Here is a 24,703-nt window from a genome sequence, read left to right as displayed (position 1 = left end):
TAATTTGTTTCCTTATAATTTCATAGATAATCCTAATTTCGAAAGATATATTCAAAGTCAGATGCTTCAGAGAATCATATTTTGCCTATTTCTCGCTTTCTCAATCTCCAATAATGCGCAGATAACGTGTACTCCTTTAGATTCTTCACTTTTCGTTTCTAGAATGGATGAGTTGCGCCAGATTAACGGAGAAAACCTGGGGGACAGTTTAGTATTCGTTGGCAAATTATTTTTGGATATTCCATATGTTGAAAAAACCTTGGAAGTAGGTGAAACCGAAACCTTGGTAATCAACCTTAGAGGACTGGATTGCACCACCTTTGTTGAGAATGCTTTGGCGTTTACGTCAATGATAAAAAAAGAACAGATTGATTTTGTTAACTTCACGAATAATTTAGAAACCATTCGGTATAGAAATGGCGTGTTAAATGGCTACTCTTCTCGCTTACATTACTTTACCGACTGGATTCGCAATAACGAACAAAAAGGATTGGTCAAAGATATAACCACTGACCTAGGTGGTATTGAGCACAAAAAGGCCATTAATTTTATGGGCACACATCGAAATCTCTACCCTTTTTTAAAACAGGAAGAAAACTATGCTGCCATTCTCGAAGCAGAAGCTGAATTGGCTAAAGAAAGTCTTTGCATTTTAGTTCAAGATCAAATTGCGAGTAACGAACACATGATTCAATCAGGAGATATTATTGCCTTAGCCACTTCCATAAAAGGACTTGATGTAACCCACACAGGAATTGCTATTCGTGAAGCTGATGGAAGAATACATTTACTCCATGCTTCCATTTCCGGGTCGGTAAGAATTACCAAAGAACCCCTAGTGGATTATCTCAAAAAAATTAAAAGCAATATTGGGATTATTGTGGCGAGGCCGACCTTACTTTCTCCTTAAACACCATTCAATGGCTCCAAGTAAGTGTTGCTTAAAATCCGAATCATCATAACAAGCTTCTGTGTGACCCAATCCTGTATAAAAAGCTCTTCCGCCATCAAATTCATGATACCAAGCTATGGGATGGTTACTTCCATTGGTTCCTCCCTTATAGCTGGATTCATCCAATTTCATAAGCACATTTACCTTTGGGTTTAAGTTCTTATAGTTGTACCATTCATCAAAATGTATCCATTCGTCCTTTAAATGCGCTGTGGCAGGGTGGTTTTTATTCACCACCTCAATTTTGGCCTTTTGCTGTTCCGGATGGCTTTCAAAATATCCTCCTACCAATTTCCCATACCATGGCCAATCGTATTCCGTATCTGCTGCAGCATGAATCCCCATAAAGCTTCCGCCATTTTTAATATAGCCTTCAAAAGACCTTTGCTGTTGGGCATTGAGGACGTCCATGGTAGTATTTAAAAAAATCACCAGTTTAAAATTCCTCAAGTTTAAAGCATTAAAATCCTCTGCTGATTCACTTTGAAGGGCTATAAATCCATTGGTTCTGCCTATTTGCCGTAATGTACGTGCGCCTTTTTCAATAGCTTGGTGTCGATAACCTGCTGTTTTGGTAAAGACCAATACAAGGTCTGGCATTTTTGCCCCTTCCTGTATATTGATAGGTTCTTGGGCATTGACAATCAAAACGAAACAAAAGGCTAGCAGTGAGAACTTTATTGGGCGCATGGTGTGGTTTTAAGCGCTTGAAGTTAAATATTTTTTGGGTGTAGTGCCATATTTCTTTTTAAAGGAAGTGATAAAATGGCTCGCGGTGCTGTATCCAACTTTTAGTCCTACCTCATTCACATTATGGTTTCCAGTTTCCAACATTTTTCGGGCATACTCCATCTTGTAGTCAAACAAAAAACCATAAACCGAATCTCCATAAATTTGTTTAAATCCTTCTTTTAATTTCTTCAAGCTTAGCCCAATTTCTTTGGAAAGCTCAGCCAGCGTAGGAGGTTCGGCCATTCGAGAAATCATAATTTCCTTGGCCATCCGAATTCGCCTAACATTATCTTCATCTGCCAAAAATGGACATTGTTCCAGGTCGGCATCCGGGGTTTTGTTAAAGTACAGAGAAATCAATTCATATATCTTCCCCTTTATATACAATTCTTTGATAGAAGGGTGTAGGTTGTAGTTCATGATTTGACTCAACACCACAGCAATGGTCGGGGTAACAACCTCCTGGGAATAGTATTTTTTCTCTTTGTTCCCATCGCTGAGGAATGGAATATAGTTTGCTTCTGAAGAGAAAAGTGAGTGAAATTGCCGTATTGTCATAATAACGGATAATAACCATGAATTTGGTGAAACTCGAAGGTTAAGCGGTAGGTCTTTTTGGGTATTGTAGAGCAAGAGGGAGTTTTCTTCGGAGACCTCAAGTTGATAATTACCTTCATTAAATTGAAATTGTCCCCTCCCTTTTAAACAAAAATGAAACTGTATATAAGAGCTATTGATCTCCCTTTCAACCATCTCTGTTTCTTGGCTATCGTTCTGAATTTTAAGCACATAAAATCCATCTTCGATTAAAAATTCCTCATATGAACCTTTGGCGATACTTTTCATATTAAATACTATTCAAAAGAATCAAAACAATTTATTTGTAACCATTCTAAATTAGACAATTCCTCATCAAAAATATCAATAAATGCGGTGTTTATGCAATTTTTTGATTAAAAACACATCTAAAAGTACGGGAGCAGTTATTAATTGTTCCTCTAGCGTTATTTTTTGTATAACAGTGCGTCTATTTTTGTGGTGCGATTTTTAATCCTTTATGAGGAGTTATCATATTTCAAAACATAATTCTTTTTATGCCGTTGGCCTTAGCTATAAAAAAGCTGATGCCGAGGTTCGGGGAAAATTCAGTTTGGATATTCCGGCCATAGATCGAATAATGATACAAGCCAAAGCGTTGGGCATTGACGGTCTTCTTGTCATTTCCACATGCAATCGCACTGAACTCTATGGTTTCGCCCAACATCCCTTTCAACTTATAAAAATGCTCTGCGACCAGACTCAAGGAAGTGTCGAAGAGTTTCAGGAAGTGGCATATGTTTATAAAAATCATGATGCTATTTCTCACATGTTCAAGGTCGGGACAGGACTTGACAGCCAAATTTTGGGAGATTTTGAAATCATTAGCCAGATCAAACAGGGGTTTTATCGAGCTAAAAAACATCAAATGGCCAATCCGTTTTTAGAACGCTTATGCAATTCTGTGATACAAGCCAGCAAGCGTATTAAAAATGAAACGGAATTGTCTTCGGGTGCGACATCGGTAGCTTTTGCATCAGTAAAATATATTTTGGATAACGTTTCCAATATTTCCGAAAAGAACATTCTTCTTTTTGGGACTGGAAAAATAGGTAGGAACACATGCGAAAATCTCATCAAACATTCGAACAATTCCCATATCACCTTAATCAATAGAACTCGAGAAAAGGCGGAGGCCATTGCAGGAAAGTTTCAACTTACGGTAAAGGATTATGGCGACCTTCAAACAGAAATCCGGAAGACGGATATTTTGGTAGTGGCCACTGGTGCGCAATTGCCTACTGTTTCTAAAGCTCTGATTTATCCCAAAAAACCGCTACTCATCTTAGATCTGTCTGTTCCGAAAAATGTATCGGATGATGTAATGGAACTCGATAATGTTTCGCTTGTCCATCTAGATCAACTTTCCCAGATAACGGATGATACTTTGGCCAAAAGAAAGGCATTTATTCCCAAGGCCGAGACAATAATAGAGCAGGTTAAAAAGGATTTTTTGAAATGGCTGGAAACCAGGAAATTTGCCCCCGTTATTAATGCCCTCAAAGAAAAGTTGAAGACCATGAAGGCCGAGGAAATTGACTTCCATTCTAAAAAGCTATCTGATTTCAATCAAGATCAAGCAGAGATTATTTCTGAGCGCATAATTCAAAAAATCACCAAACAATTTGCAAACCATTTAAAGAGTTCGGAGGTTGATACAGAAGATAGTTTGGCGCTTATCCAAAAGGTGTTTAAGTTAGAAATCGATTCGCAATGAGCAAAATCATAAGAATCGGCACTCGCGATAGTGAGCTTGCCTTGTGGCAGGCGCATACCGTTCAGGGCAAACTTGAAGAACTTGGCTATGACACCACTTTGATTCCCATAAAGTCGACAGGAGATCAAGTTTTGGACAAACCGCTTTATGAACTTGGGATTACCGGAATTTTTACGAAGACGCTGGACATTGCATTGCTAAAAGGTCAGATTGATATTGCCGTGCACTCTATGAAAGACGTTCCTACACAATTACCAAAGGGGGTTGTGCAAGTGGCAGTTTTGGAAAGAGCTATAGCACACGATATACTTGTTCATAAAGGGTTGGGGTTTTTGGAACCGAATGAACCTTCCACAATTGCAACAGGAAGTTTACGAAGAAAAGCACAGTGGTTACATAAATATCCCAATCATCAAGTAGTAGATTTACGAGGGAACGTTAACACCCGTCTTCTAAAACTCATTGAGAACGATTGGAATGGGGCCATTTTCGCACAAGCTGGTTTACAACGGATAAAATTACTTCCAAAAGATGCCTTGGTACTTGACTGGATGGTTCCAGCACCCGCACAAGGTGCCATGGTCGTGGTTTCTAAGGAAAATGATGACTTTTCCAAACAAGCTTTGCAAAAACTCAATCATTCCGATTCTGAAATTGCAACAGGAATTGAACGCGAGTTTTTAAGAACTCTTGAAGGTGGATGTACGGCTCCAATTGGGGCCTTAGCAACCATAAAAGACCAATCAGTTTATTTTAAAGGGGTTTTGTTTTCCCTGGATGGGAAAGAAAAAATAGGTGTTGAAAAGAATATTCCACTGTCCAAAGCAAAAGATCTGGGACAAACCTGCGCCAATGAAATTTTGGATAAGGGAGGAAACAAATTAATGGAGGCTTTACGAAATGAAAACAGTGCTCTCCACTAAAATACTCACACCGTCTCAAAAAGAATTATTACTGAATTCGGATATCGGTTTTGTGGAGTACAATGCGCTTGAATTTGAATTCCTCGATTTTGAAATTCCAACCGATTATTCAAATCTAATCTTCACAAGCAAAAATTCCGTTAAGGCTTTTCTAAGTAATTCTAACGAGTCCAACTTTTCGAAATATAAAGCTTATTGTGTAGGCGATAAAACAAAATTCTTTTTAGAAGAAAATGGTGTAAAAGTTATAAAAACAGCCAAAAATGCAGCAGAATTGGGTGAATTTATAGCAGAAAATTGCAGAAAAGATGATTTTTTGTTTTTTACAGGAAACCTAAGAAGAGATGAGCTGCCAGCATTATTAGAAAAAAATAATGTTCGGTATAAAGAACTTCGGACATACAAGACTCATCTCAAGCCAAAAAAATTCAATAGAACTTTTGATGCGGTCCTTTTCTTTAGTCCAAGCGGGGTTCACAGTTATTCACAAGAAAACCACATTGAGCAAAACCTGGCCTTTTGCATTGGAGCGACAACCTCCGCAGAAGCCAGAAAACATGCTGATCAAATTATAATTGCTAACAAACCAACGGTAGAAAACGTGTTGGTACAAGTCATAAAACATTTTAAACATCATGATTAAAAACGATTTGTTTTTGAGAGCCTTAAAAGGTGAAACCGTTGACAGACCTCCAGTCTGGATGATGCGTCAAGCTGGACGATATCTCCCAGAATTTATGGCTTTAAAGGAAAAATATGATTTTTTCACCCGTTGTCAGACACCCGAATTAGCCTCAGAAATAACCGTTCAACCCATTCGAAGGTATGGAATGGACGCTGCCATTTTATTCAGTGATATTTTGGTGATTCCACAGGCAATGGACATCGAAGTCCAAATGAAGCCTAATTTTGGACCCTATTTGCCCAATCCCATTCGCTCTAAAAAAGATTTGGAAAGCGTTATCATTCCGGATATCCAACAATCTTTGGGCTATGTATTGGACGCTATCTCCCAAACCAAGGAAAAATTGGAAGATGAAATTCCACTTATTGGTTTTGCTGGCTCTCCTTGGACCATTTTATGTTATTGTGTGGAGGGGCAAGGGAGCAAAAGCTTTGATAAAGCAAGAGGGTTTTGTTTTACGGAGCCGGAAGCGGCCCATCAGTTACTTCAAAAGATAACGGACACAACGATAGCCTATCTAAAAGCGAAAGTAAAAGCAGGTGTTAATGCAGTGCAGGTGTTTGATTCATGGGGAGGAATGCTCTCTCCCATAGATTATCAAGAGTTTTCCTGGAAGTATATTCAACAAATAGTTGACGCCTTAAAAGATGAAGCGCCTGTAATCGTCTTTGGAAAAGGATGTTGGTTTGCACTTCGTGAAATGGCTCAATCCGGTGCTTCCGCTGTTGGCGTAGATTGGACTTGTTCGCCTAAAAATGCGCGTTATCTTACTGGCGGCAACATCACATTGCAAGGAAATTTTGATCCTGCCCGATTGCTCTCTCCTCCTTCGGAAATTAAAAGGATGGTCACTCAAATGATTCGTGAGTTTGGTAAGAACAAATACGTGGCAAATTTAGGCCACGGCATTTTACCTCATATTCCAATAGAAAATGCCAAGGCTTTTATCGATGCTGTGAAAGAATACTCAGAATAAGTTTTACATCTTGCAATGCAAATCCAATTTGAAAACTACAGCATAAGCCCCATTCAAGAAAAGGATGCTTGGCGCATCTGTGACTTTGTGGTTTCCAATGAAGAAAGACTTAAAGATTATTTTCCAAAAACCGTAGAACAAAATCTTAACCCAACGCTAGCACAGTTTTTTGTTTCTAAAAAGGTGAAAGAATTTGTAGCAAAGGAAGAGTTTCTTTTTACTCTAAAAGAAAATACAAATAGAACCATTATTGGGTTGATGTATGTAAAAGAATTGAATTTCCAGCAAAATCAAGGTGAGTTGGCTTACTGTATTGGTTACCAATATGAGGGCAAAGGAATAATGACAACCTGCATAAAACATTTGATTTCTTGGTGTTTCGGGGACATAACATTGAAGACATTGCAAATCATAGTGCACGACGGCAACATTGGGAGTAAAACAATAGCAGTGAAAAATGGGTTTCAATGGAGACGAACATTATTGAAAGAACACGAAACTGGCAATGGAAAGATTTTGGACATGGAATTATATGAACTCGAAAATCCTGATTTAAAATGACCAACATTTTGAAAATATGGAACAGGATAAGTTTAAAAAGCTTTTGGACTTTGGTCAAGTTATGTTTTATATCTCCTCTTTATGTGTTTCCTACGATTTCAGCAACCAACAAATGTATGGCCATCTCAACCAAGCTCTATGGACGAGAACATTACAAAAACGGTCCGGCCAATGCTTTTAGACATGCCTTTTGGAATTATTTAATTGCAAAAAAATGTTTTAGCTGGAAAAAAAAGGTTGAATCAGTTTTAACATGGACAAAGAAAATAACGGATTGGCACGAGGCAGCCTTTCCCAATCGAGAATTGTCAAGAATGATGGACCTACACAACAATGAAGTAGGTCGATTCATGTTCAAAGAGTGCTTGACAAAAATAGAAAGTCAGGTTGTGGACACCTTAAGAGAAATGACCTCAGACGCTGTAAAAATCAACGCAAGAACGGATTTAACTTTACTAAAAAACCAATTGGTTTATATAATTGAGGATAAATGAAAGATAAGTTTTATAACTACATACAGCAACTTCAGGATAGCATAACAGCAAAGCTCGAAGAGATAGACGGATTGGCCAAATTTCAGGAAGATTTATGGAAAAGACCGGAAGGCGGTGGTGGCAGAACTCGAGTTATCGAAAATGGTAAAGTCTTTGAAAAAGGTGGAGTTAACATTTCAGCGGTTCATGGAGCTTTGCCCCAAAGCATGCGAAACTACTTTGGAGTAGCTGACGCCGATTTTTTTGCTTGCGGTCTAAGTTTGGTCCTTCATCCAAAAAGCCCAATGGTACCAACCGTACATGCTAATTGGCGTTACTTTGAAATGTATGATAAAGAAGGAAATATAGTAGATCAATGGTTTGGCGGCGGTCAAGATTTGACTCCCTACTACCTCTTTGAAGAAGATGCAAAACACTTCCATTCCATTTGTAAAAATTCCTGTGAATCCTACAATTCTGAATTCTATCCCGATTACAAAAAACGCTGTGATGAGTATTTCTGGAATTCACATAGAAATGAGGCAAGGGGAGTCGGCGGACTATTCTTTGATTATTGCAAAACATCAGACTCCATGCAAATGGAAGATTGGTATAACTTTGTAACTGAAGTGGGGAACAGTTTTTTAGAAGCTTATATACCAATTGTTCTAAAAAGAAAAGAGCTTTCCTACGGCCAAAAACAAAGGGATTGGCAAGAAGTCAGACGTGGAAGATATGTAGAATTCAACTTGGTCCATGATAAAGGAACATTGTTCGGTTTAAAGACTAACGGACGCATAGAAAGCATATTAATGAGCCTGCCACCCCATGTCCAATGGAAGTATGATCATCATCCTGAAAAGGGCAGCGATGAAGAAAAGTTGATTCAAGTATTACAAAACCCAAAGGATTGGGTTTAATCAGTAGTTTTGTTACAAACCGACCTATGAAACAAAAAATATATCAAATTGATGCCTTTACCGATCATGTCTTTGGCGGTAATCCCGCTGCTGTATGTATTTTAGAAAATTGGCTCGATTCAGATGGCATGCAAAAAATCGCACAAGAAAACAATCTTGCCGAAACCGCTTTTGCTGTAAAAAGTGCAGATAGCTATGAACTTAGGTGGTTTACTCCAGAGGTGGAAGTCGATTTATGTGGCCACGCTACTTTGGCGACTGCGTTTGTCATTTTCAATTATTATGGCCATTCTGAAAATACCATTAGATTCCATTCACCACGAAGTGGTGAGCTAATTGTTGACAAGTCGGTAGATGGTCTTCTCACTTTGGATTTTCCTGCCGATGAAACTATCGCCATTCGGAACGTTTCGGAAATTGATAATGCCATTGGATTAACACCAATAAAAACCATAAAAGGAAAAACAGACTATTTGCTGATTTATAATTCCCAGGAAGAAGTTGAGGCAATAACTCCCAATTTTCATCTACTCGATCAGTTGGATTGCCGGGGAGTTATAGTTTCTGCACCAGGAAAAAACGTCGACTTTATTTCCCGCTTTTTTGCCCCTCAATGTGGTATTCCCGAAGATCCAGTTACCGGTTCGGCCCATACCACTTTAACTCCCTACTGGACCAATGTATTGGGTAAGACTAAAATGACCGCCAAGCAGCTTTCACAACGTGGAGGGGATTTGATTTGTGAATTTTTAGGCGAACGAGTAAAAATTTCTGGAAGGGCCATGCCCTATCTAGTTGGTGAAATAGAAATATAAAATTATGTATCCATTAATTCGAAATAGAAGACTTCGCGCATCTGAATCTGTTAGACGTTTGGTTCGTGAAACTGTAATTACCCCGGATGATTTCTTAGTTCCTCTTTTTGTTGTAGAAGGAAAGGGAATTAAAGAAGAAATTCCTTCGATGCCAAACTACTATCGACTGAGTTTGGACAATTTAGAAAAAGAAATCAAAGAATTATGGCAAATGGGATTTTGTGCCGTATTGCTTTTTGTAAAAGTCCCAGACAATCTCAAAGACAATGTGGGAACAGAGGCGCTAAACGCCAATGGATTGATGCAGCGAGCCATCAAAACAGTAAAAAATGCTTGTCCTGAAATGTTGGTCATGACCGATGTTGCCCTTGACCCCTATTCCTCATATGGACACGACGGCATTGTTGCCGAAGGTCAAATCTTGAATGATGAAACTTCAGAGATCTTAGCCGAAATGAGTGTTTCCCATGCTCAAGCCGGAGCCGATTTTGTGGCACCAAGTGATATGATGGATGGCCGTATTCTCACTATTCGCGAAGCTCTGGAAGATGAAGGGTTCCAAAACACGGGAATCATGAGCTATTCCGCAAAATATGCCAGCGCATTCTACGGCCCCTTTCGAGATGCTTTGGATTCTGCCCCTGTAGATATTGCCAATGTGCCTAAGGATAAAAAAACCTATCAGATGGATTTTGCGAACAGATTTGAAGCCATTCGCGAAACCCAAATGGATATCGACGAAGGTGCGGATATTGTAATGGTAAAACCGGGTCTTGCCTATTTGGACATTGTTCGGGAAATCAAAAATGAGGTTGAGGTTCCTGTAGCAGTTTATCAAGTATCTGGTGAATACGCCATGCTCAAAGCAGCAGCCGAAAAAGGATGGCTCGATCATGATGCTGTAATGATGGAACAATTAATCGCCATTAAAAGAGCTGGAGCGAACATCATTGCGAGTTACTTCGCCAAAGATTTTATTCGAGTTTTGGGTTAACTTTATAACTCAAATGAAAAAGCCAATCCATTTTCTTTTATGTCTTGCTTTTATAAAGCTGGGCTATTCACAATCTAATCTAGAATTCGCAACTCCTGGTGAAATGGGAATGAATGAAATGCTCATCAATCACCAAGTGGATTCCATAATGACATTGGGAATTCACGAACAGGCTTTCCCAGGGGGCCAAATACTAGTGGCAAAAGATAACAAGATCATTTTTCACAAAGCATATGGCTATCACACATACGATAGTGTTCAACCTGTAGCTTTGAATGATATTTATGATTTGGCCTCTGTGACCAAAATTACCGGCCCCTTGCCAGCATTAATGAAATTGGTCGATGAGAAAAAACTGGATTTGGATGCCCCTTTTAGTGACTATTGGAACCCCTGGGCAAAACAAAAAAACAAAAAAAGCTTGACGCTTCGTGAGATTCTGAGCCATCAAGCAGGTTTGGTTCCTTATATCGTCTTTTTGAGTAAGGTGATGAAAAACGGTAAAGTAAAAAAGAGATTCATTCGATCAACTCAGAGTAAAAAATTCCAGCGACAAGCATATAATGGTCTATTCATCAAGAATAGTTTTCCAAAAAAGATGTATCGCATCATAAATCGATCCGAAGTATCACAGGATAAAAAATACAAATACTCTGGCCTTGCTTTTCTAATTTTTCCAGAATTAATTTCTCAATTGACTGGAATGGATTATGCAACCTATTTGTCAAAAACATTTTACAACCCCTTGGGATGTGAGACACTTGGTTTTAACCCTCTGAACAAAAACTTTCCAAACAAAATTGTTCCTGCGGAACAGGATACCCTATTTCGAAAAACTTTGGTACAAGGATGGGTTCATGATGAAAACGCTTCGTTGATGGGGGGAGTTTCTGGAAATGCTGGTTTGTTTGCCTCAGCTGAAGATATGGCTAAAATTATGCTTTTCTATCAAAACTATGGTTCGGCAGATAATAAACAGATTGTTTCTAAAGAGACCGTTCAAGAATTCATAAATATCCAATACCCAGAAAACGAAAATCGAAGAGGATTGGGTTTTGACAAACCGTTGATCGGAAACGACACCTTGCCTTTGAAAGATGCATATCCGGCACCTTTGGCCAGTATGTCAAGCTTCGGACATTCTGGATTTACCGGGACTTTCGTCTGGGCCGACCCTGAAAACCAATTGGTATTTATTTTCTTGTCTAATAGGGTTTATCCATCAAGAGAACATCGAAAACTTTATGACCTCAACATACGAACGGCATTGCATCAGGTTTTTTATAAAGCATTGAACAATTAGAATTCATTCGTAATCATTAACTTAGTACAACTAGATAAAACGCATGGGACTTCTCCTTTTTTACGCCTTCATTTCTATTTTCTTTTCATTTCTCTGCTCCATTTTGGAAGCGGTTCTTTTGAGCATTACACCAACCTTCCTTAATGTCAAGAAACAGGAAGGCAAGGAATATGCAGCTGAACTTGAAGGGTTAAAAAAAGATGTAGATAAACCACTTATTGCCATTTTAACCCTTAACACAATTGCCCATACCGTGGGCGCCATTTTGGTGGGGGTGCAAGCAAAAGTTGCCTATGTTGAATTATACGGCACCAAAACTCGGAGCTTTTTCGGTATTCAATTTACGGAAGACCTGATGGTAGGGGTAGTTTCAACTATAATGACCATTTTAATTCTGGTAGCTTCCGAGATAATTCCCAAAACAATTGGGGCTACCTATTGGAAAAAGTTGGCGAATTTTACTTCTAAAGCACTAAAAATAATGGTGTTTATCCTGAAATGGACGGGACTACTTTGGATGTTGCAGTTGTTTACGAAGCTCATTGGTAAAAAAGGGCATCACGGAAGTGTACTGAGCCGCGAAGATTTCACTGCAATGACAGAGATTGCCCATGAAGAAGGAGTTTTTCAGGAATCAGAGTCCAAAGTCATTAAAAATCTTTTAAAGTTTGATGAAATCCTAGCGAAAGACGTAATGACACCAAGAACAGTAATGAAAATCGCTTCCGAAGACACTACAATTCAGGAATTCTTTGAAACCAACCGACCCCTTCGGTTTTCGCGAATTCCACTTTACAAGGACCGAATGGATAATATTACCGGTTTCTTCTTAAAAGACGAATTATTAGAAGCTATCATCAACAAAAAAGGAAAAGAAACCCTAAACACCATTAAAAGAGAAATTCTGGTCACAAATCGAAACAAACCAATTCCAGAGCTTTTTGAAAAATTTGTAGAACAGCGCGATCATGTTTCTTTGGTAGTGGACGAATATGGCTCTGTAAGCGGCTTAGTGACCATGGAAGATGTAATTGAAACACTGCTTGGTCTTGAAATAATGGACGAAAGTGATAATGTAGAGGACCTGCAAATGCTCGCTAGAAAGAACTGGCAGCTACGAGCAAAGCGTGCAGGGATTATTGAAGTTAAAAATGATATAAAATAGTGGAAGTCGCTTATTTAGAAACACCTATAGGTTATGCGGAGTTCAAAGGTGATAAAAATGGGCTAGCTGCTGTTAGTGTTTTAGAAGAAAAAATACCCTTAGGTACCGTTCCACAAGTTTTGGAAGATGCTGTTCGCCAATTTCAAGAATATTTTGAGGGCAACCGCACACAATTTGACTTAAAATTGAATCCTTCGGGCACTCCGTTTCAGCAAAAAGTTTGGACAGCACTCCAAGAGGTCCCTTTCGGAAAAACCCTTTCATATTTGGCACTTTCTAAAAGGTTGGGTGACCCTAAAGCTATTCGTGCTGTAGCCGCTGCCAATGGCAAAAATCCGCTATGGATCGTCGTTCCATGTCATAGAATTATCGGGAGTAATGGAGATTTGGTTGGTTACGCAGGTGGACTCCACCGAAAGAAATGGCTTCTAGGCCATGAAAGTCCCTCGCCACAGCAATCCCTCTTTTGATCTAATCTCTCACAAAATAAGAAGGAAAGAATGGAAGGCTAATATTATCTAGTAATTCCCCTTCCAAAGAAATCTGGAACACTCCTCCAACTATAGCATCATCAAAAGTTCCATACCCCAGCAAAAAAACTTGTTCAGAAACATCGTAGACCTGGGTAGTAATTTGCAATGATTGCCCAATATCTTCTTCCACCTTATTTACAATTGTAAATAAGTCCGCACTTGTCATCTCTTGACTTATGAGGTCATAACTTGAAGGTGTTGTGACAAACCTTGAGGGTTGTGGATAGGCCAAATTAAAAAAAAGCTTATCTCCAGCAAGAAAAGTGTCCTCTAGCGGTCCAGGCAAGAATCCAAAACTCGTATTAAACGATATCCTTTCCAAAAATATAAGCGTTTTGGCATCGTATTTTTCCAATTCGGTTTGAGGTTGTCCTTTAAAAATAACTAAATCACCCACATCCGAAATCAACAGACTTATCGGCGTACCTTGAAAGTCAATTGTGTTACTGGCACCTGTTTCAGTATCGTATGTTGTTAATTTATAGTTTCCAAGTCCGTCAACATAAGAAACGTACAATATATTCTCATATAATAAGGGCGCAAAAACATCATTAACATTAAAATCCAAGGTTGTTTCCTTTTCAGTGGAGTTTTCCAGGTCCAACTCGAGAATTCCCAAATTTCTAGAACCAACTGGTCCCAAATAACCAAAAAAAGCTTTTGAATCTTTGTTTACTCCCCAAGTTATTGAACGACCAACAGTATTGGTATAAAAATCCGGGTAGTTTCGTATCTGAGCAGACTGTATGTTTTTGGTCGATAAGGAAAAACGACCCTCCGAAAAAGTATAAAAAGATAAAACATCTCCCGCTTGTTCCAGGGTTAAAAAATCGACTCCCACACCAAGTTCTTGCGTAAGATCGAAGGTAACTCCCGTCTCAGAAACGGCATTATAATTATATTGAAAGACTTGATCTAAATCCTCCCCTACCGCAACAAAACTACCCTTTTCAACTATTGGGTTGCTGTCTTGCGGTTGGTCATCATTAGAACATCCGGCTAGGGAAAGTACCAATACCAACCTTATCCAAGTTTTCAATTTCATAGCATTTGTCAATTACAAGATACAATTTATTAGATCAGGCAATCGCAATATCCCTTAAATTAGTATTTTCCAATATGCTCAAAAAACTACTTTTAGAAAATATTCTCTTCCTGGATATAGAAACAGTTCCTCAAAAACCTAACTTCAATAATCTGGATGAGAACACCCAGATGTTATGGGATTTAAAATCACAATACCAACGCAAAGAAGAAATCAGTGCAGAAGATTTCTATAATCGAGCTGGTATTTGGGCTGAATTTGGGAAAATTATCTGTATTTCAGTTGGTTATTTCACCTTCAAAGGGGATGTCAAAAACTTTCGGGTTACTTCTTTTTCTGGAGTAGAAGAACAATTATTAGAAGAATTCAAACAATTGCTTGAAGAGCATTTTAGTAAAGCAAAACATCTTTTGTGCGCTCACAATGGTAAAGAATTCGACTTCCCTTACATTGCACGTAGAATGGTTATCAATGCTATTGAATTGCCCTATAAATTGAACTTATTTGGCAAAAAGCCCTGGGAAGTTCCTCATTTAGATACCATGGAACTCTGGAAGTTTGGTGATTTCAAACATTATACCTCCCTAAAATTAATGGCCCATGTACTGGGCATTCCTTCCCCAAAAGAAGATATGGATGGAAGTATGGTAAAAGACGTTTTTTATAAGGACAATGATCTTGATAGAATAGTTACCTATTGCGAACTAGATGTAGTCACTACAGCACAGGTGTTTCTGCGCTTGCGCAACGAAGACCTTCTCGCAGAAGATGAAATCAAAAAAGTATAACACTCAAGCTTTTAAACTTTTATGGGTATTGGAACGATTGCAATGGTTTTCATTTAATTCTTGTAAAACTTGGTGCTTTTGATTCCAGCGTAATCTTGAACAACCAAAACATACAGTCCAGAAGATAAGCCAGAAACATTGATCGATGCATCGGCCCCACCACTTTGAACTGAGTTTCCAGAGGTAGTTACAATTGAATACACTGCATCTGCGGACAGTTTAGCATCCAGAGTTAACCATTCTGTTGCGGGATTTGGGTATACAGAAATCTGCAACTCCTCATTAAAAGAAAGTGGTTCATAGGCAAAAATTTCGGTTTCTAATCCTTTAAAAATGAACTGCACCTCATCGCTAAAATCTGACATTATGTTTGCGGTACAGATACTTCGAACCTTAGTTTGGTAGGTTGTGCCCACTTTCAAATCTGAAAGTGTAAAATCACCTTCCCAAATCATCTTGCTTTGCCAAGCAGTCTCATTTAAAGCCTTATACTCTACCTCATAAAGTGTGTCTTCAGTGCCATTCCATGAAATTGTGGCAGAATCTTCTGTTGCCGATAGTAATCCAAAATCAGATGGACTGTCTGCAGTACAGTTGGTAAGTTGTGCTCCGGACACAATCAACGAAAAGTCTTGTGCTCCCAGCTTCAACATCCCTTTATGGCTTATGGTAATGATATATTCGCCATTGGCATTATCAATCTCTACCCGTTCATAAGGGTCAACGTTATTATCGCCTATCAAGGCAGCATCATTTGCCTTTGCAGGATTTAATTTCCATGGTAAATAAGTTTGCCCATTTTGTGTAACCCTAAGATCAAGATCATTGATAAGTGCTGGCGTCATATTATTCAAATCTCCGCGATTTATGAATTCTCCTTCTGGGTCTGTCCAGCTAATGGAGACCATTAGGTGCTCCAATCCGTTAGTCTCAACTGTAATCTCATAGGTCTCGCCTTCGTTTAGGCTTTCCTCATTTATTAAGCTACTGTAGTCTTTGTTTTGAATGACTTCCGCAGCTGTTTTAGCATTCATGACTCCCCAGCCCATTTTGTAATCTGGACCTTTGACATTAACGTCATCAGCCGTGTGCAAAGCCAATCCTTTCAAGGTTGCTGCTTTCATGTATGCATCATACAATTCCTCATGATACTGTTGCAGCAAAAGCAGTGACCCGGTCACGCCTGGGGTAGCCATTGATGTCCCCATAGAAGTGTCATAACTTGAGTTGCTATTAGAGCTTGTTGAAAATATGGAAGATCCATCCCCAGCCAAATCAGGTTTAATTCGCCCATCATCAATTGGACCCAAACTACTATAGCCGGCAACCTGGGCTTCTTTAAGTTCGCCATTATTTCCAATCTTGGTATTTGCCCCAGCAATGGTAAGTCCATTTTTGGACGTAGCAAATCCCAATAGAAGATCAAATCCTTCAGCGGTCTGCCCATAGTTAGGTAAGTCATTATCATATGACCTTTGCGCATTCCCTGCAGCGGACACCATAAGATAGTAAGGTGCACTGTACATAATTTTATCCCAATCCTGGGATACTTTTATATATGATCCAAAATACCAATCCGGAACTCTATCTGATTTTATTCCATAAGAATGATTGCTCAACAACAAACCGTTTGCAGCGGCTTCAGCTACTTCAATCTTGTCTCTCGTCCAATCATGTGACAATACCTCAGCGGCATAGGCGACTCCCTTTGCATTAGGTTTTATTCCAGATGAGATAAGGTTTCCTGCTACCCGGGTGGCATGAAGACTTACTTCGTTTGAATTGTCAACGCTGCTTGCCCTGCTATCAAACTCTTGATGGGAAATCAATACGCTACCGGCATCCCATACACCTACCTCTAAGTCATTTCCATCCAAACCCAGATTCAAAAGCCCATTTGAATACAATGTCTGCGCCCTTGAAACTTGGTTTGATGGGTCATTTAAGGTAGTATAAAATAGCGGTGTACCGTCCGTTCCAACATCCTTAAGTGCCACTACCGTACCATCCTTGCTTACTTCAAGTTGCTTCCAATCTTTGCTTTTAAGTACATTGTTAATTTGGACTTCCTTAATCTTATGCTCGGATTTCAATTCAGAAATCAATGTGGATAGTCTATGCTTATTATATGCTGACTTAATATTTCGCTTGTTGGTATCGGACTGTCCGAAAGCAACAAAACTGCTTAAAAAGAATAAAATAAGGGATGAAAAAACTCCTGTGCCCGATGTCAATTTTTTGCAATCCATAATAGAGGTTAAGTAGGATTTGGACTACAAATCTATTATCGAATCAAAAATCTATCGACAAAAACCCCTTTTATTTCGATGAATTACGTAGTTTTCGAAGTTGAGCTGTTGTGAAAATACCTTATTATGTTGTGTAGTATTTTTCCTTCGTTTAAATGCTACCTGTTTTCCTTTAAAGTAACATAAACCGGAAAGTGATCGCTATACCCTCCCAAGTATTTTTTCCCAACAAATGTTCTAAATGGATTCCCCTTATACTTGCCTTTCCATTCTTCTAAAAACTGAGGTGAAAAAACATTGGCCTTTTTAAAGCTATGCGTGCCTTGCTCATAATTCAAAAAACTATGGGAAATCAAGATTTGGTCAAAGAGACTCCATTCCCCCTTATAATTTGCACTACCTGAGTCAGGTGATAAAAGCTTTTCCATAGGATTGATGAACAGTCCTGTTCCCATCAACTTTTGAATGCTTTCAGAATTGGGGTCATCATTAAAGTCTCCCATAATGATGCAGTTTGGGTTTTCCGAATCCAGAGTATTTAGTTTTCTGATTATGGTTTCTGCTGCTTTGATTCTCTTGTAGCTAGTTTCATCGGCACCATCCCTTCGAGATGGCCAATGGTTTACAAAAACATGAACCTCTTCTTGGTGCAACACTCCATGCACATAAAGAATATCTCGAGTGTAATCTCGATTTCCATTCTCGCTTTCAATTAGAAGTGGAATTGTTTCCGAATCTAAAACCTTAAAATGTTGATGAAGATATATTAAGGCCGTATCTATTCCCCGCTCATCCGGAGAATCGAAATGCACATAATCATAATCTACAACACGCAATGTTTTTGATCCCAATAAGGCATCAATGACCTTTTTATTTTCCACCTCTGCAATGCCAATAAGCACTGGAGGGAAGTCACTTTCTTCCAATCCTATTTGAGAGATGGCCTTGGCCATTTTCTTTGATTTCTTTCTGAACCTTTCTTCATCCCATCCTTTTCTACCTTTAGGTGTAAAGTCATCATCTAAAGTATGTGGGTCATCAGTAGTGTCAAAAAAATTCTCCAGGTTGTAGAAAGCGATAGTGTACTGGTCTTCAAGAATACTCAAAGTAAATATGGTTTAGTGATACATTTATAAAATTATAAACATCCAATGTACAAAACAGCTTCGTAAACATTGTTTAGATTTGCACTTTAATTGATTCAATGCTAGAAAAGAAGGCTACAAATTATGAAAAGGCAGTGCTCATTGGGGTAATCAATAGGGACCAGGATGAACACAAGGTAAAGGAGTATTTGGATGAGTTGGAATTTCTCACCTATACAGCCGGGGGAGAAGTTCTCAACCGATTTACGCAGCGTATGGATGTTCCCAATCCCAAGACCTTGATTGGAAGTGGGAAGATGGAAGAGGTGGAAAAATTTGTAAAAGAAAATGAAATCGGCTCGGTGATTTTTGATGACGAACTTTCCCCTGCGCAACAACGAAATATTGAAAAGCAACTTCGGTGTAAAATCATAGATCGAACAAGCTTAATATTGGACATTTTTGCGCAACGGGCGCAAACCAGCTATGCTCGTACCCAAGTAGAGCTGGCTCAATATGAGTATTTGTTACCACGACTGACTGGTCTTTGGACACACTTGGAAAGACAAAAAGGGGGTATCGGAATGAGAGGTCCTGGTGAAACTGAGATTGAAACGGATAGACGAATCGTTCGTGATAGAATTTCATTGCTAAAGAAGAAACTCACCAAAATTGACCGTCAAATGGAAACGCAACGCGGAAACCGTGGTGCGTTGGTTCGAGTTGCCTTGGTAGGGTATACCAATGTAGGTAAATCTACTCTAATGAATGTCATTAGCAAAAGTGATGTCTTCGCGGAAAATAAACTTTTTGCAACCTTGGATACTACGGTACGAAAAGTTGTTATTGGCAACTTACCTTTTTTATTGAGTGATACTGTTGGATTCATTAGAAAGTTACCCACCCAGTTGGTAGAGAGTTTTAAAAGTACTTTGGATGAAGTTCGGGAAGCAGATTTGCTATTGCATGTTGTGGACATCTCCCATCCTAACTTTGAAGAACACATTGCTTCAGTAAACCAAATTTTGGATGAAATCAAAAGTTCGGACAAAAAATCCATTATGGTCTTCAATAAAATTGATAAGTATCAACCCGAAACCATTGACGAGGATGATTTAGTTACCGAACGAACCAAATCTCATTTCACTTTAGAAGAATGGAAAAAGACCTGGTTCAACAAAATAGGTGACCGAGCCCTTTTTATTTCAGCATTGAATAAAGAGAACCTGGATGATTTTAGAAAACGAGTCTATGATGAAGTGCGCTACATTCATGTGACCCGTTTTCCATATAATAATTTCTTATATCCAGAACATTTGGAATAAGCCTTAATTTGCTCCGGCCGGTTTGTCTATTCGCACAGTTGTTGTGTTGCTTGAAGAATTCCCGGAACCTTCCAATGTCACTTCGAATTCTACCCAAGTTTGAGAACCAAAACGAAAGCAAGTAGCCCAGACAATACTAGTGCCATTGTCTGTAAACTGTGTGTTTGTTTTACTCTCTGAACCTCCATCTGAAACTTTGGTCTTTATTTGAAGTTTTTGGATGTCAACACCATCAGAAGAAGTGTATGGAATGGTCATAACAAAAGTGCTTCCAGTACCACCTGAAAGGTCACAATTATTTACTCCATTCAATTGAAAGCTTTGAGCATTTGCCGTAATTGAAAGGTTCGATTCATCATCACTGCTGCAGCTAATACCAACAAACAGTAGTGCTATGTAAAACAAAGTGTTTTTTAGTTTTTTCATTTTTTAAAATTTATGTGTTCTTTTCTATATCATTATTGAAAATATGCCAGCATATGCACCATTTCTTCCGGGTCTGGCACATGACCTCCGCCAAAAGTCTTTCCATTTATATGGTACAGAATGGGTATGACCAATGCGACCTCATCGGTAAGAATGCAAGAAGTATGTTCCAAAACAACATTTATATTTCCTCCCGCATCGGCAACTGCAATATTCTCAGTTCCATTTGAAGCACCAATTGGCGGATTGGTTTGATTCACAAAATCATTCATAAAATCAATAGTCTCACTAACTTTTCTGGTCTTGTTCAAATATGCAAGCCAAAATGTATAAGTGCCATTTGGAATCATGCCTTCTAAAGCAACATTGATAATAGCGCTATCACCTTCACAATGCACATTTAATTCCCCTTTAGCCATTTTGAATTCGGAAAGTGTTACATGATGGTCATCAGGAGCTTTAATTGCGGTAAGCAATCCCAAAGGCTGATCAAAAATATTTGCGGCATAAAGAGGTTCGTTAGAGGCTATTGGTGTATTTCCATTTTCATCCAAAATCTCTTCCAATATCTGTACACTGCCAAAATTCAAATGGGCTTTGACGGGTTGTGGTTGAATAACAAAATCTACTTTGGATTCATTGTTTTCTGATATTTGAACAGTTACCGAAGCGCTAGAAACCGCTTTGGTGGAAAGAGGTAGGTCAAGCGTAAGGTCATGGGTTCCATTTGATTTCCCTTTTATCAAAAACTTTCCATCAACGCCAGTGGATCGAATCGAGGTTTCGTTACCCTTTACAAGTGTTATTCTGGCACCAGGATACACGTTGCCATCTCCATCTTTCACGATTCCGGTTACAGATCCTGGCTCTCCACCCGAATTAGCATCATCTCCGCTGCTGCAAGACTGCAGGGTAAGGGTCAAAAAGGAAATAAGTGCTCCTTTTAAAAACTGCATTAAGATTCCCCAATAAGGAATATGATCTTTTACATACATAGCTCATATTTTATATTAAAAATTTGGGGAACATTTTACATTTCAAAACTAGATTTTACTGTGCGTTAGTGCTATAAGTAGGGTGCCAAATGATAACACTAAGGTTCCACTTTCGGAGATATAACTTAAACGATGGCAGGTAACGGCTACTTAATAGGATGAAGGAGATACTCCATAGAGTTCCTTAAAGCATTTGGCAAAATAGGAGAGGTTGTTAAAGCCAACTGCGTAGGCAATTTGTGTAACTGTGTCCGCTTTTCTAGAGAGAAGTTGAGCTGCCCTTTTTAATCGAAAATTTCGAAGCAGTTCCCCTGGAGCTTCATTGGTAAGTGCTTTTAGTTTTCTATGAAGTTGGGTCTTGCTCATGGCCAAAGCCTCTTGCATCTGCAAAGCCCCAAAATCAGAATCAACATGTTGCTCCTCAAGCAAGGTCAAAACCTGTTCCATGAATTTTTCATCAAGTGATGTAGTGGTTACTTTTTTTGGATCAATAGTTGATTCGCTTTTTACAAAAAGTTCTCGAAGCTTTTTTCTTTGCTCAATAAGGTTTTTGACCCTGGCCAATAGCTCTTTTGGTTCAAAGGGTTTTGTAAGATAATCGTCCGCTCCTGTTTCCAAACCTTCAATCTTGTCTTCAATGCCTGCCTTAGCAGTTAACATGACTACGGGAATATGACTTGTGTTCAAATCAGATTTCAGGGCCTTACAAAGTTCTACACCATCCATTTTGGGCATCATCACATCTGTAATAATTAGGTCTGGCGGATTTTTCCTTGCAGCTACTAACCCCATTTTTCCATTTGAGGCCTCTTGAACATTATACAAGTTTTGAATGTGTTCTTTGATAAAATGAGACATGTCGGGATTATCTTCAACAAGTAAAAGTGTGGGTAAAGTCCCCGAACCTTTCTGATTAAACTCATAGGGTTTCTTATCCTTAACCTCACTTGAATCAGTTTGAAAAGGAGGTGTATTTTTTAAGGTTCCTGTTTTTATTTTTTGGATGGGAAGTGCTACCGTAAAAATTGTTCCTTTATTGATCTCGCTAGTGGCGGTTATGGTTCCGTCCATTAGCTCTACCAATTCTTTTGACAAAGAAAGTCCTATTCCGGAGCCTTCTTGTTCTCTCGTTGTTCCGCCATTTACTTGATAAAAACGATCAAAAATAAAGGGAAGTTTTTCTTCAGGAATGCCCTTGCCAGTGTCTGAAATAACTAATCTCAATTCATCCATCAAATAATTAACAGAAATGGAAATTGTACCTCCGTCATCACTAAACTTAAATGCGTTGCCCAAAAGGTTGTAGACAATTTTCTCCAATTTATCCCTATCAAAAGAGGCCCATAAAAGTTCATGTGGAATCTGCACCTTATAGTCAATTCCTCTTTGGGCCGCATGTGAGTTAAAAGAAGCTGCTGCGCCACGCAAGCATTTAAAAACTTCCCCTTCGGTTCGTTCCAGTTTAAGATTGCCTTTATCAATTTTTGACAGATCCAACAACTGATTCACCAATTGCAGTACGCGATTGGTATTTCTTCGAATCATTTTAATACTCTCCATTTGCAATCCCTCGGATGGATTCTGTTCCAATTGCTCAATGGGTCCTTTGATAAGGGTTAGTGGCGTTCTAAACTCATGGGAGATATTGGCAAAGAAATTGGATTTTAATTTGTCCAACTCCCTTAACTCCTTATTGGTTTTCTGTTTAATGCGATATTGATTGTACAATAGGCCGGCCAATAGCAGCAAGATAATTGTGAATGCGATAATGGCATTGCGCTCATTTACACGTTTAGCAAGTTGAAGAGATTGAAGTTTTTTATCCGATTCAAGCAATGAAATTTCCTTTGTTTTTTCTTCATTCTGATATTTGGCTTCAATTTCAGCGGCCAAACCTCTTTTCTCTTTCGCATAAAAACTATCCTTCACTTTAATGAACATGTTTTTATATTTCAGTGCCTCAACATAGTTTTTTTCACTTTCATAAATAGCAGCAAGCGATTCGCATGCATCCATCTCTATTAAGTTTAGTTGAACGGCTTTGCTTATATCCAATGCCATTATCAAATTCTCTTTGGCCTCAATATTGTTATTCAGTTTATAATATGCATCTCCAATAGCCTTAAGGCAATACCCTACATTGACAGAGTCCTCAATTACAAGGGAAAGGTCATGTGCATTTTTGTAATCTACCAGTGCTCCCTCATAGTTTTTTTGCTCCCAATTAATGCTTCCCATTGTGTATTGAGCATAAGCCTGTCTTTTTACATTGCCTAATATCTCATAACTTTTAAGTGCTTTCCTATTATATTTTAGAGCCTCGTTCAACTTACCATTGTTCTTATATATCACTGCAAGACTGTACTCCACAAAGGCCTTACCAGGCAGGTAATCAACCAGCTTGAAAATACTGTCACTTTGTTCAAGGTATGCTATAGCCTTTGGGTAATCCTCAAGCCTTCTTTGAATCAATGCAATATTTCCCAAAATGATACCATAATCTTTTATATTCCCTTTTGCTTTATGTTCTTCCGCTGCATTGATATATAACTCCATTGCTTTGACATATTCACCTTTCTCTGCATAAATATTTGCCATATTGTTATAATAGTGGACAACATCTTCTTGGCCCTTTGATTCTTGGGCTTTTTCAAAACTTTTTGCATGAAATTCCGTGGCTTTTTCAAAATTTCCTTTTCTCCAAAACAAGTTTCCAAGACCCGACAGAGACTCAAAAAGACCACTGTGATAATCTATTTTTTCTGATAATTGAAGTGCTTTATAATAAGCCACACTTGCAGAATCATAACTTGACCGGGAACCTAAAAAATCGGCATATGTGTTTAGGCCCTCAATTTGCAAACGGGTATTTCCTGTTTCTTTTGAAAGCGCAATAGCACTTAAAATTGTGGCTTTTGCTTTTGTTATGGAATCGTATCTATACTCTCCAAATAGTTCTTGAAGAATCTTTATTCTTACCGTATCATGGGCTGTATTGGTGTACGCTTGTTGCAGGCTATCTATTTTCGATTGCGAAAATAACAGCGAAGTAAAAAAGAACAAGCAAAGGAGGTGCAATTGTTTCATCTCCAAAATATTAAGTTATTAAAGGTACCTTTTTTTTAGGCAGCTTAGCTCAATACAATGTGATGGAAAAAGTAAAATATCACTAACACTAGGGTTTCAAATTGTAACAAAGATTCGATGGTTAAACCGAAAATCTCTTCTTAAAAACCATGACAACAACAATTTGATGGATAGAATCTCAAAATCTACATTAATGTTGCATAAGACGATGTGTTTTAGTTTCCCGATGAAATACAATCGTTAACATTTTCTACCACATCTTTTTGGCTGTTCACAACAAAAATTTAGGCCCTAACCACAGAAAAATTACTTTCATACTGTTTTTAAGTGATAGTGTTACATCCACATCTGCTATAA

The 24,703-nt window shown here is 38.5% G+C and carries 23 protein-coding genes; 15 read left to right on the top strand and 8 right to left on the bottom strand.

Going from position 1 to position 24,703, the window contains the following annotated elements:
• Positions 1–163: 163 nt before the first annotated feature.
• Complete coding sequence (locus ACOKFG_RS03815; RefSeq protein ID WP_422861875.1) at positions 164–910, top strand: N-acetylmuramoyl-L-alanine amidase-like domain-containing protein; 747 nt, start codon at positions 164–166, stop codon at positions 908–910.
• Here the strand turns inward: ACOKFG_RS03815 and ACOKFG_RS03810 are convergent.
• Both ACOKFG_RS03810 and ACOKFG_RS03805 read right to left on the bottom strand, forming a co-directional pair.
• Positions 896–1,642: a ThuA domain-containing protein gene (locus ACOKFG_RS03810; RefSeq protein ID WP_298793094.1), complete on the bottom strand. Its 747-nt coding sequence runs from the start codon at positions 1,640–1,642 to the stop codon at positions 896–898. The genes ACOKFG_RS03815 and ACOKFG_RS03810 overlap by 15 nt on opposite strands.
• Positions 1,643–1,651: 9 nt before the next feature.
• On the bottom strand, positions 1,652–2,530 hold the full coding sequence (locus ACOKFG_RS03805; protein ID WP_298793092.1) for an AraC family transcriptional regulator: 879 nt from the start codon (positions 2,528–2,530) through the stop codon (positions 1,652–1,654).
• Positions 2,531–2,741: 211 nt separating this feature from the next.
• Between ACOKFG_RS03805 and hemA the strand changes: the two genes are divergently transcribed.
• Genes hemA through ACOKFG_RS03745 form a run of 12 tightly spaced genes read left to right on the top strand, consistent with a single transcriptional unit; the run spans position 2,742 to position 13,283 of the window.
• Positions 2,742–3,998, top strand: a complete 1,257-nt coding sequence (gene hemA, locus ACOKFG_RS03800; protein WP_422861874.1) for a glutamyl-tRNA reductase — start codon at positions 2,742–2,744, stop codon at positions 3,996–3,998.
• The gene (hemC, locus tag ACOKFG_RS03795; RefSeq protein ID WP_298793089.1) at positions 3,995–4,921 is read left to right on the top strand and encodes a hydroxymethylbilane synthase; all 927 of its coding nucleotides are present in this window, start codon (positions 3,995–3,997) and stop codon (positions 4,919–4,921) included. Before hemA ends, hemC begins: the two co-directional genes overlap by 4 nt.
• Positions 4,899–5,564 carry a uroporphyrinogen-III synthase gene (locus ACOKFG_RS03790; RefSeq protein WP_298793088.1) on the top strand — a complete coding sequence of 222 codons (666 nt, stop codon included), beginning with the start codon at positions 4,899–4,901 and terminating at the stop codon, positions 5,562–5,564. Before hemC ends, ACOKFG_RS03790 begins: the two co-directional genes overlap by 23 nt.
• Entirely contained in the window at positions 5,557–6,582 is a 1,026-nt protein-coding gene (gene hemE, locus ACOKFG_RS03785; RefSeq protein WP_298793087.1) for a uroporphyrinogen decarboxylase, read from the top strand. The genes ACOKFG_RS03790 and hemE overlap by 8 nt, the downstream gene beginning before the upstream one ends.
• Before the next feature lie 15 nt (positions 6,583–6,597).
• Positions 6,598–7,143: a GNAT family N-acetyltransferase gene (locus tag ACOKFG_RS03780; RefSeq protein WP_298793085.1), complete on the top strand. Its 546-nt coding sequence runs from the start codon at positions 6,598–6,600 to the stop codon at positions 7,141–7,143.
• Positions 7,140–7,637: a DUF6973 domain-containing protein gene (locus tag ACOKFG_RS03775; RefSeq protein WP_422861873.1), complete on the top strand. Its 498-nt coding sequence runs from the start codon at positions 7,140–7,142 to the stop codon at positions 7,635–7,637. The genes ACOKFG_RS03780 and ACOKFG_RS03775 overlap by 4 nt, the downstream gene beginning before the upstream one ends.
• Positions 7,634–8,536: an oxygen-dependent coproporphyrinogen oxidase gene (gene hemF / locus ACOKFG_RS03770; RefSeq protein WP_299171323.1), complete on the top strand. Its 903-nt coding sequence runs from the start codon at positions 7,634–7,636 to the stop codon at positions 8,534–8,536. The genes ACOKFG_RS03775 and hemF overlap by 4 nt, the downstream gene beginning before the upstream one ends.
• Before the next feature lie 26 nt (positions 8,537–8,562).
• Positions 8,563–9,351 (top strand): PhzF family phenazine biosynthesis protein, encoded by a 789-nt coding sequence (locus ACOKFG_RS03765; protein WP_422861872.1) that lies wholly within the window; start codon positions 8,563–8,565, stop codon positions 9,349–9,351.
• A gap of 4 nt (positions 9,352–9,355) precedes the next feature.
• Positions 9,356–10,345 (top strand): porphobilinogen synthase, encoded by a 990-nt coding sequence (gene hemB, locus ACOKFG_RS03760; protein WP_422861871.1) that lies wholly within the window; start codon positions 9,356–9,358, stop codon positions 10,343–10,345.
• A gap of 13 nt (positions 10,346–10,358) precedes the next feature.
• Positions 10,359–11,648 carry a serine hydrolase domain-containing protein gene (locus ACOKFG_RS03755; protein ID WP_422861870.1) on the top strand — a complete coding sequence of 430 codons (1,290 nt, stop codon included), beginning with the start codon at positions 10,359–10,361 and terminating at the stop codon, positions 11,646–11,648.
• Positions 11,649–11,691: 43 nt separating this feature from the next.
• A complete protein-coding gene (locus ACOKFG_RS03750) occupies positions 11,692–12,813 on the top strand; it encodes a CNNM domain-containing protein (protein ID WP_422861869.1) in 1,122 nt (373 codons plus the stop codon).
• Positions 12,813–13,283: a methylated-DNA--[protein]-cysteine S-methyltransferase gene (locus tag ACOKFG_RS03745; RefSeq protein ID WP_422861868.1), complete on the top strand. Its 471-nt coding sequence runs from the start codon at positions 12,813–12,815 to the stop codon at positions 13,281–13,283. The genes ACOKFG_RS03750 and ACOKFG_RS03745 overlap by 1 nt, the downstream gene beginning before the upstream one ends.
• 1 nt (position 13,284) lies before the next feature.
• On the opposite strand, the gene ACOKFG_RS03740 is transcribed toward ACOKFG_RS03745, so the two are convergent.
• Entirely contained in the window at positions 13,285–14,391 is a 1,107-nt protein-coding gene (locus ACOKFG_RS03740) for a hypothetical protein (RefSeq protein WP_422861867.1), read from the bottom strand.
• A gap of 74 nt (positions 14,392–14,465) precedes the next feature.
• Between ACOKFG_RS03740 and ACOKFG_RS03735 the strand changes: the two genes are divergently transcribed.
• Complete coding sequence (locus ACOKFG_RS03735) at positions 14,466–15,179, top strand: 3'-5' exonuclease (RefSeq protein WP_299486880.1); 714 nt, start codon at positions 14,466–14,468, stop codon at positions 15,177–15,179.
• Positions 15,180–15,232: 53 nt separating this feature from the next.
• On the opposite strand, the gene ACOKFG_RS03730 is transcribed toward ACOKFG_RS03735, so the two are convergent.
• Both ACOKFG_RS03730 and ACOKFG_RS03725 read right to left on the bottom strand, forming a co-directional pair.
• The gene (locus ACOKFG_RS03730; protein ID WP_299486883.1) at positions 15,233–17,428 is read right to left on the bottom strand and encodes a S8 family serine peptidase; all 2,196 of its coding nucleotides are present in this window, start codon (positions 17,426–17,428) and stop codon (positions 15,233–15,235) included.
• Positions 17,429–17,586: 158 nt separating this feature from the next.
• On the bottom strand, positions 17,587–18,534 hold the full coding sequence (locus ACOKFG_RS03725; protein WP_298793061.1) for an endonuclease/exonuclease/phosphatase family protein: 948 nt from the start codon (positions 18,532–18,534) through the stop codon (positions 17,587–17,589).
• A 98-nt stretch (positions 18,535–18,632) separates the two neighbouring features.
• On the opposite strand from ACOKFG_RS03725, the gene hflX reads away from it, so the two are divergent.
• The gene (gene hflX, locus ACOKFG_RS03720) at positions 18,633–19,838 is read left to right on the top strand and encodes a GTPase HflX (protein WP_298793059.1); all 1,206 of its coding nucleotides are present in this window, start codon (positions 18,633–18,635) and stop codon (positions 19,836–19,838) included.
• Between the two features lie 3 nt (positions 19,839–19,841).
• Here hflX and ACOKFG_RS03715 read toward each other — a convergent pair whose 3' ends face one another.
• The 3 genes from ACOKFG_RS03715 to ACOKFG_RS03705 all read right to left on the bottom strand — a co-directional run bounded on the left by ACOKFG_RS03715 (position 19,842) and on the right by ACOKFG_RS03705 (position 24,346).
• Positions 19,842–20,264, bottom strand: coding sequence for a hypothetical protein (locus tag ACOKFG_RS03715; protein ID WP_298793057.1), 423 nt, complete (start codon positions 20,262–20,264; stop codon positions 19,842–19,844).
• Between the two features lie 32 nt (positions 20,265–20,296).
• Positions 20,297–21,259 carry a carboxypeptidase-like regulatory domain-containing protein gene (locus tag ACOKFG_RS03710; protein ID WP_298793054.1) on the bottom strand — a complete coding sequence of 321 codons (963 nt, stop codon included), beginning with the start codon at positions 21,257–21,259 and terminating at the stop codon, positions 20,297–20,299.
• Positions 21,260–21,409: 150 nt separating this feature from the next.
• A complete protein-coding gene (locus ACOKFG_RS03705) occupies positions 21,410–24,346 on the bottom strand; it encodes an ATP-binding protein (protein ID WP_298793053.1) in 2,937 nt (978 codons plus the stop codon).
• Between the last annotated feature and the right edge of the window lie 357 nt (positions 24,347–24,703).

The sequence above is a fragment of the Flagellimonas rhodophyticola genome, from assembly GCF_049332665.1.
Taxonomy (GTDB): Bacteria; Bacteroidota; Bacteroidia; order Flavobacteriales; family Flavobacteriaceae; genus Flagellimonas.
The sequence above is the reverse complement of the archived record's forward strand: the minus strand, read 5'-3'. Positions and strand labels throughout refer to the sequence as shown.

Coding starts and splice junctions, on each gene's coding strand:
- hemA (WP_422861874.1), top strand. CDS start 2,742: ATGAGGAGTTATCATATTTCAAAACATAATTCTTTTTATGCCGTTGGC.
- ACOKFG_RS03750 (WP_422861869.1), top strand. CDS start 11,692: ATGGGACTTCTCCTTTTTTACGCCTTCATTTCTATTTTCTTTTCATTT.
- hflX (WP_298793059.1), top strand. CDS start 18,633: ATGCTAGAAAAGAAGGCTACAAATTATGAAAAGGCAGTGCTCATTGGG.
- hemC (WP_298793089.1), top strand. CDS start 3,995: ATGAGCAAAATCATAAGAATCGGCACTCGCGATAGTGAGCTTGCCTTG.
- ACOKFG_RS03810 (WP_298793094.1), bottom strand. CDS start 1,642: ATGCGCCCAATAAAGTTCTCACTGCTAGCCTTTTGTTTCGTTTTGATT.
- ACOKFG_RS03755 (WP_422861870.1), top strand. CDS start 10,359: ATGAAAAAGCCAATCCATTTTCTTTTATGTCTTGCTTTTATAAAGCTG.
- ACOKFG_RS03805 (WP_298793092.1), bottom strand. CDS start 2,530: ATGAAAAGTATCGCCAAAGGTTCATATGAGGAATTTTTAATCGAAGAT.
- ACOKFG_RS03780 (WP_298793085.1), top strand. CDS start 6,598: ATGCAAATCCAATTTGAAAACTACAGCATAAGCCCCATTCAAGAAAAG.
- ACOKFG_RS03730 (WP_299486883.1), bottom strand. CDS start 17,428: ATGGATTGCAAAAAATTGACATCGGGCACAGGAGTTTTTTCATCCCTT.
- ACOKFG_RS03740 (WP_422861867.1), bottom strand. CDS start 14,391: ATGAAATTGAAAACTTGGATAAGGTTGGTATTGGTACTTTCCCTAGCC.
- ACOKFG_RS03715 (WP_298793057.1), bottom strand. CDS start 20,264: ATGAAAAAACTAAAAAACACTTTGTTTTACATAGCACTACTGTTTGTT.
- hemE (WP_298793087.1), top strand. CDS start 5,557: ATGATTAAAAACGATTTGTTTTTGAGAGCCTTAAAAGGTGAAACCGTT.
- ACOKFG_RS03775 (WP_422861873.1), top strand. CDS start 7,140: ATGACCAACATTTTGAAAATATGGAACAGGATAAGTTTAAAAAGCTTT.
- ACOKFG_RS03705 (WP_298793053.1), bottom strand. CDS start 24,346: ATGAAACAATTGCACCTCCTTTGCTTGTTCTTTTTTACTTCGCTGTTA.
- hemF (WP_299171323.1), top strand. CDS start 7,634: ATGAAAGATAAGTTTTATAACTACATACAGCAACTTCAGGATAGCATA.
- ACOKFG_RS03765 (WP_422861872.1), top strand. CDS start 8,563: ATGAAACAAAAAATATATCAAATTGATGCCTTTACCGATCATGTCTTT.
- ACOKFG_RS03790 (WP_298793088.1), top strand. CDS start 4,899: ATGAAAACAGTGCTCTCCACTAAAATACTCACACCGTCTCAAAAAGAA.
- ACOKFG_RS03710 (WP_298793054.1), bottom strand. CDS start 21,259: ATGTATGTAAAAGATCATATTCCTTATTGGGGAATCTTAATGCAGTTT.
- ACOKFG_RS03815 (WP_422861875.1), top strand. CDS start 164: ATGGATGAGTTGCGCCAGATTAACGGAGAAAACCTGGGGGACAGTTTA.
- ACOKFG_RS03735 (WP_299486880.1), top strand. CDS start 14,466: ATGCTCAAAAAACTACTTTTAGAAAATATTCTCTTCCTGGATATAGAA.
- hemB (WP_422861871.1), top strand. CDS start 9,356: ATGTATCCATTAATTCGAAATAGAAGACTTCGCGCATCTGAATCTGTT.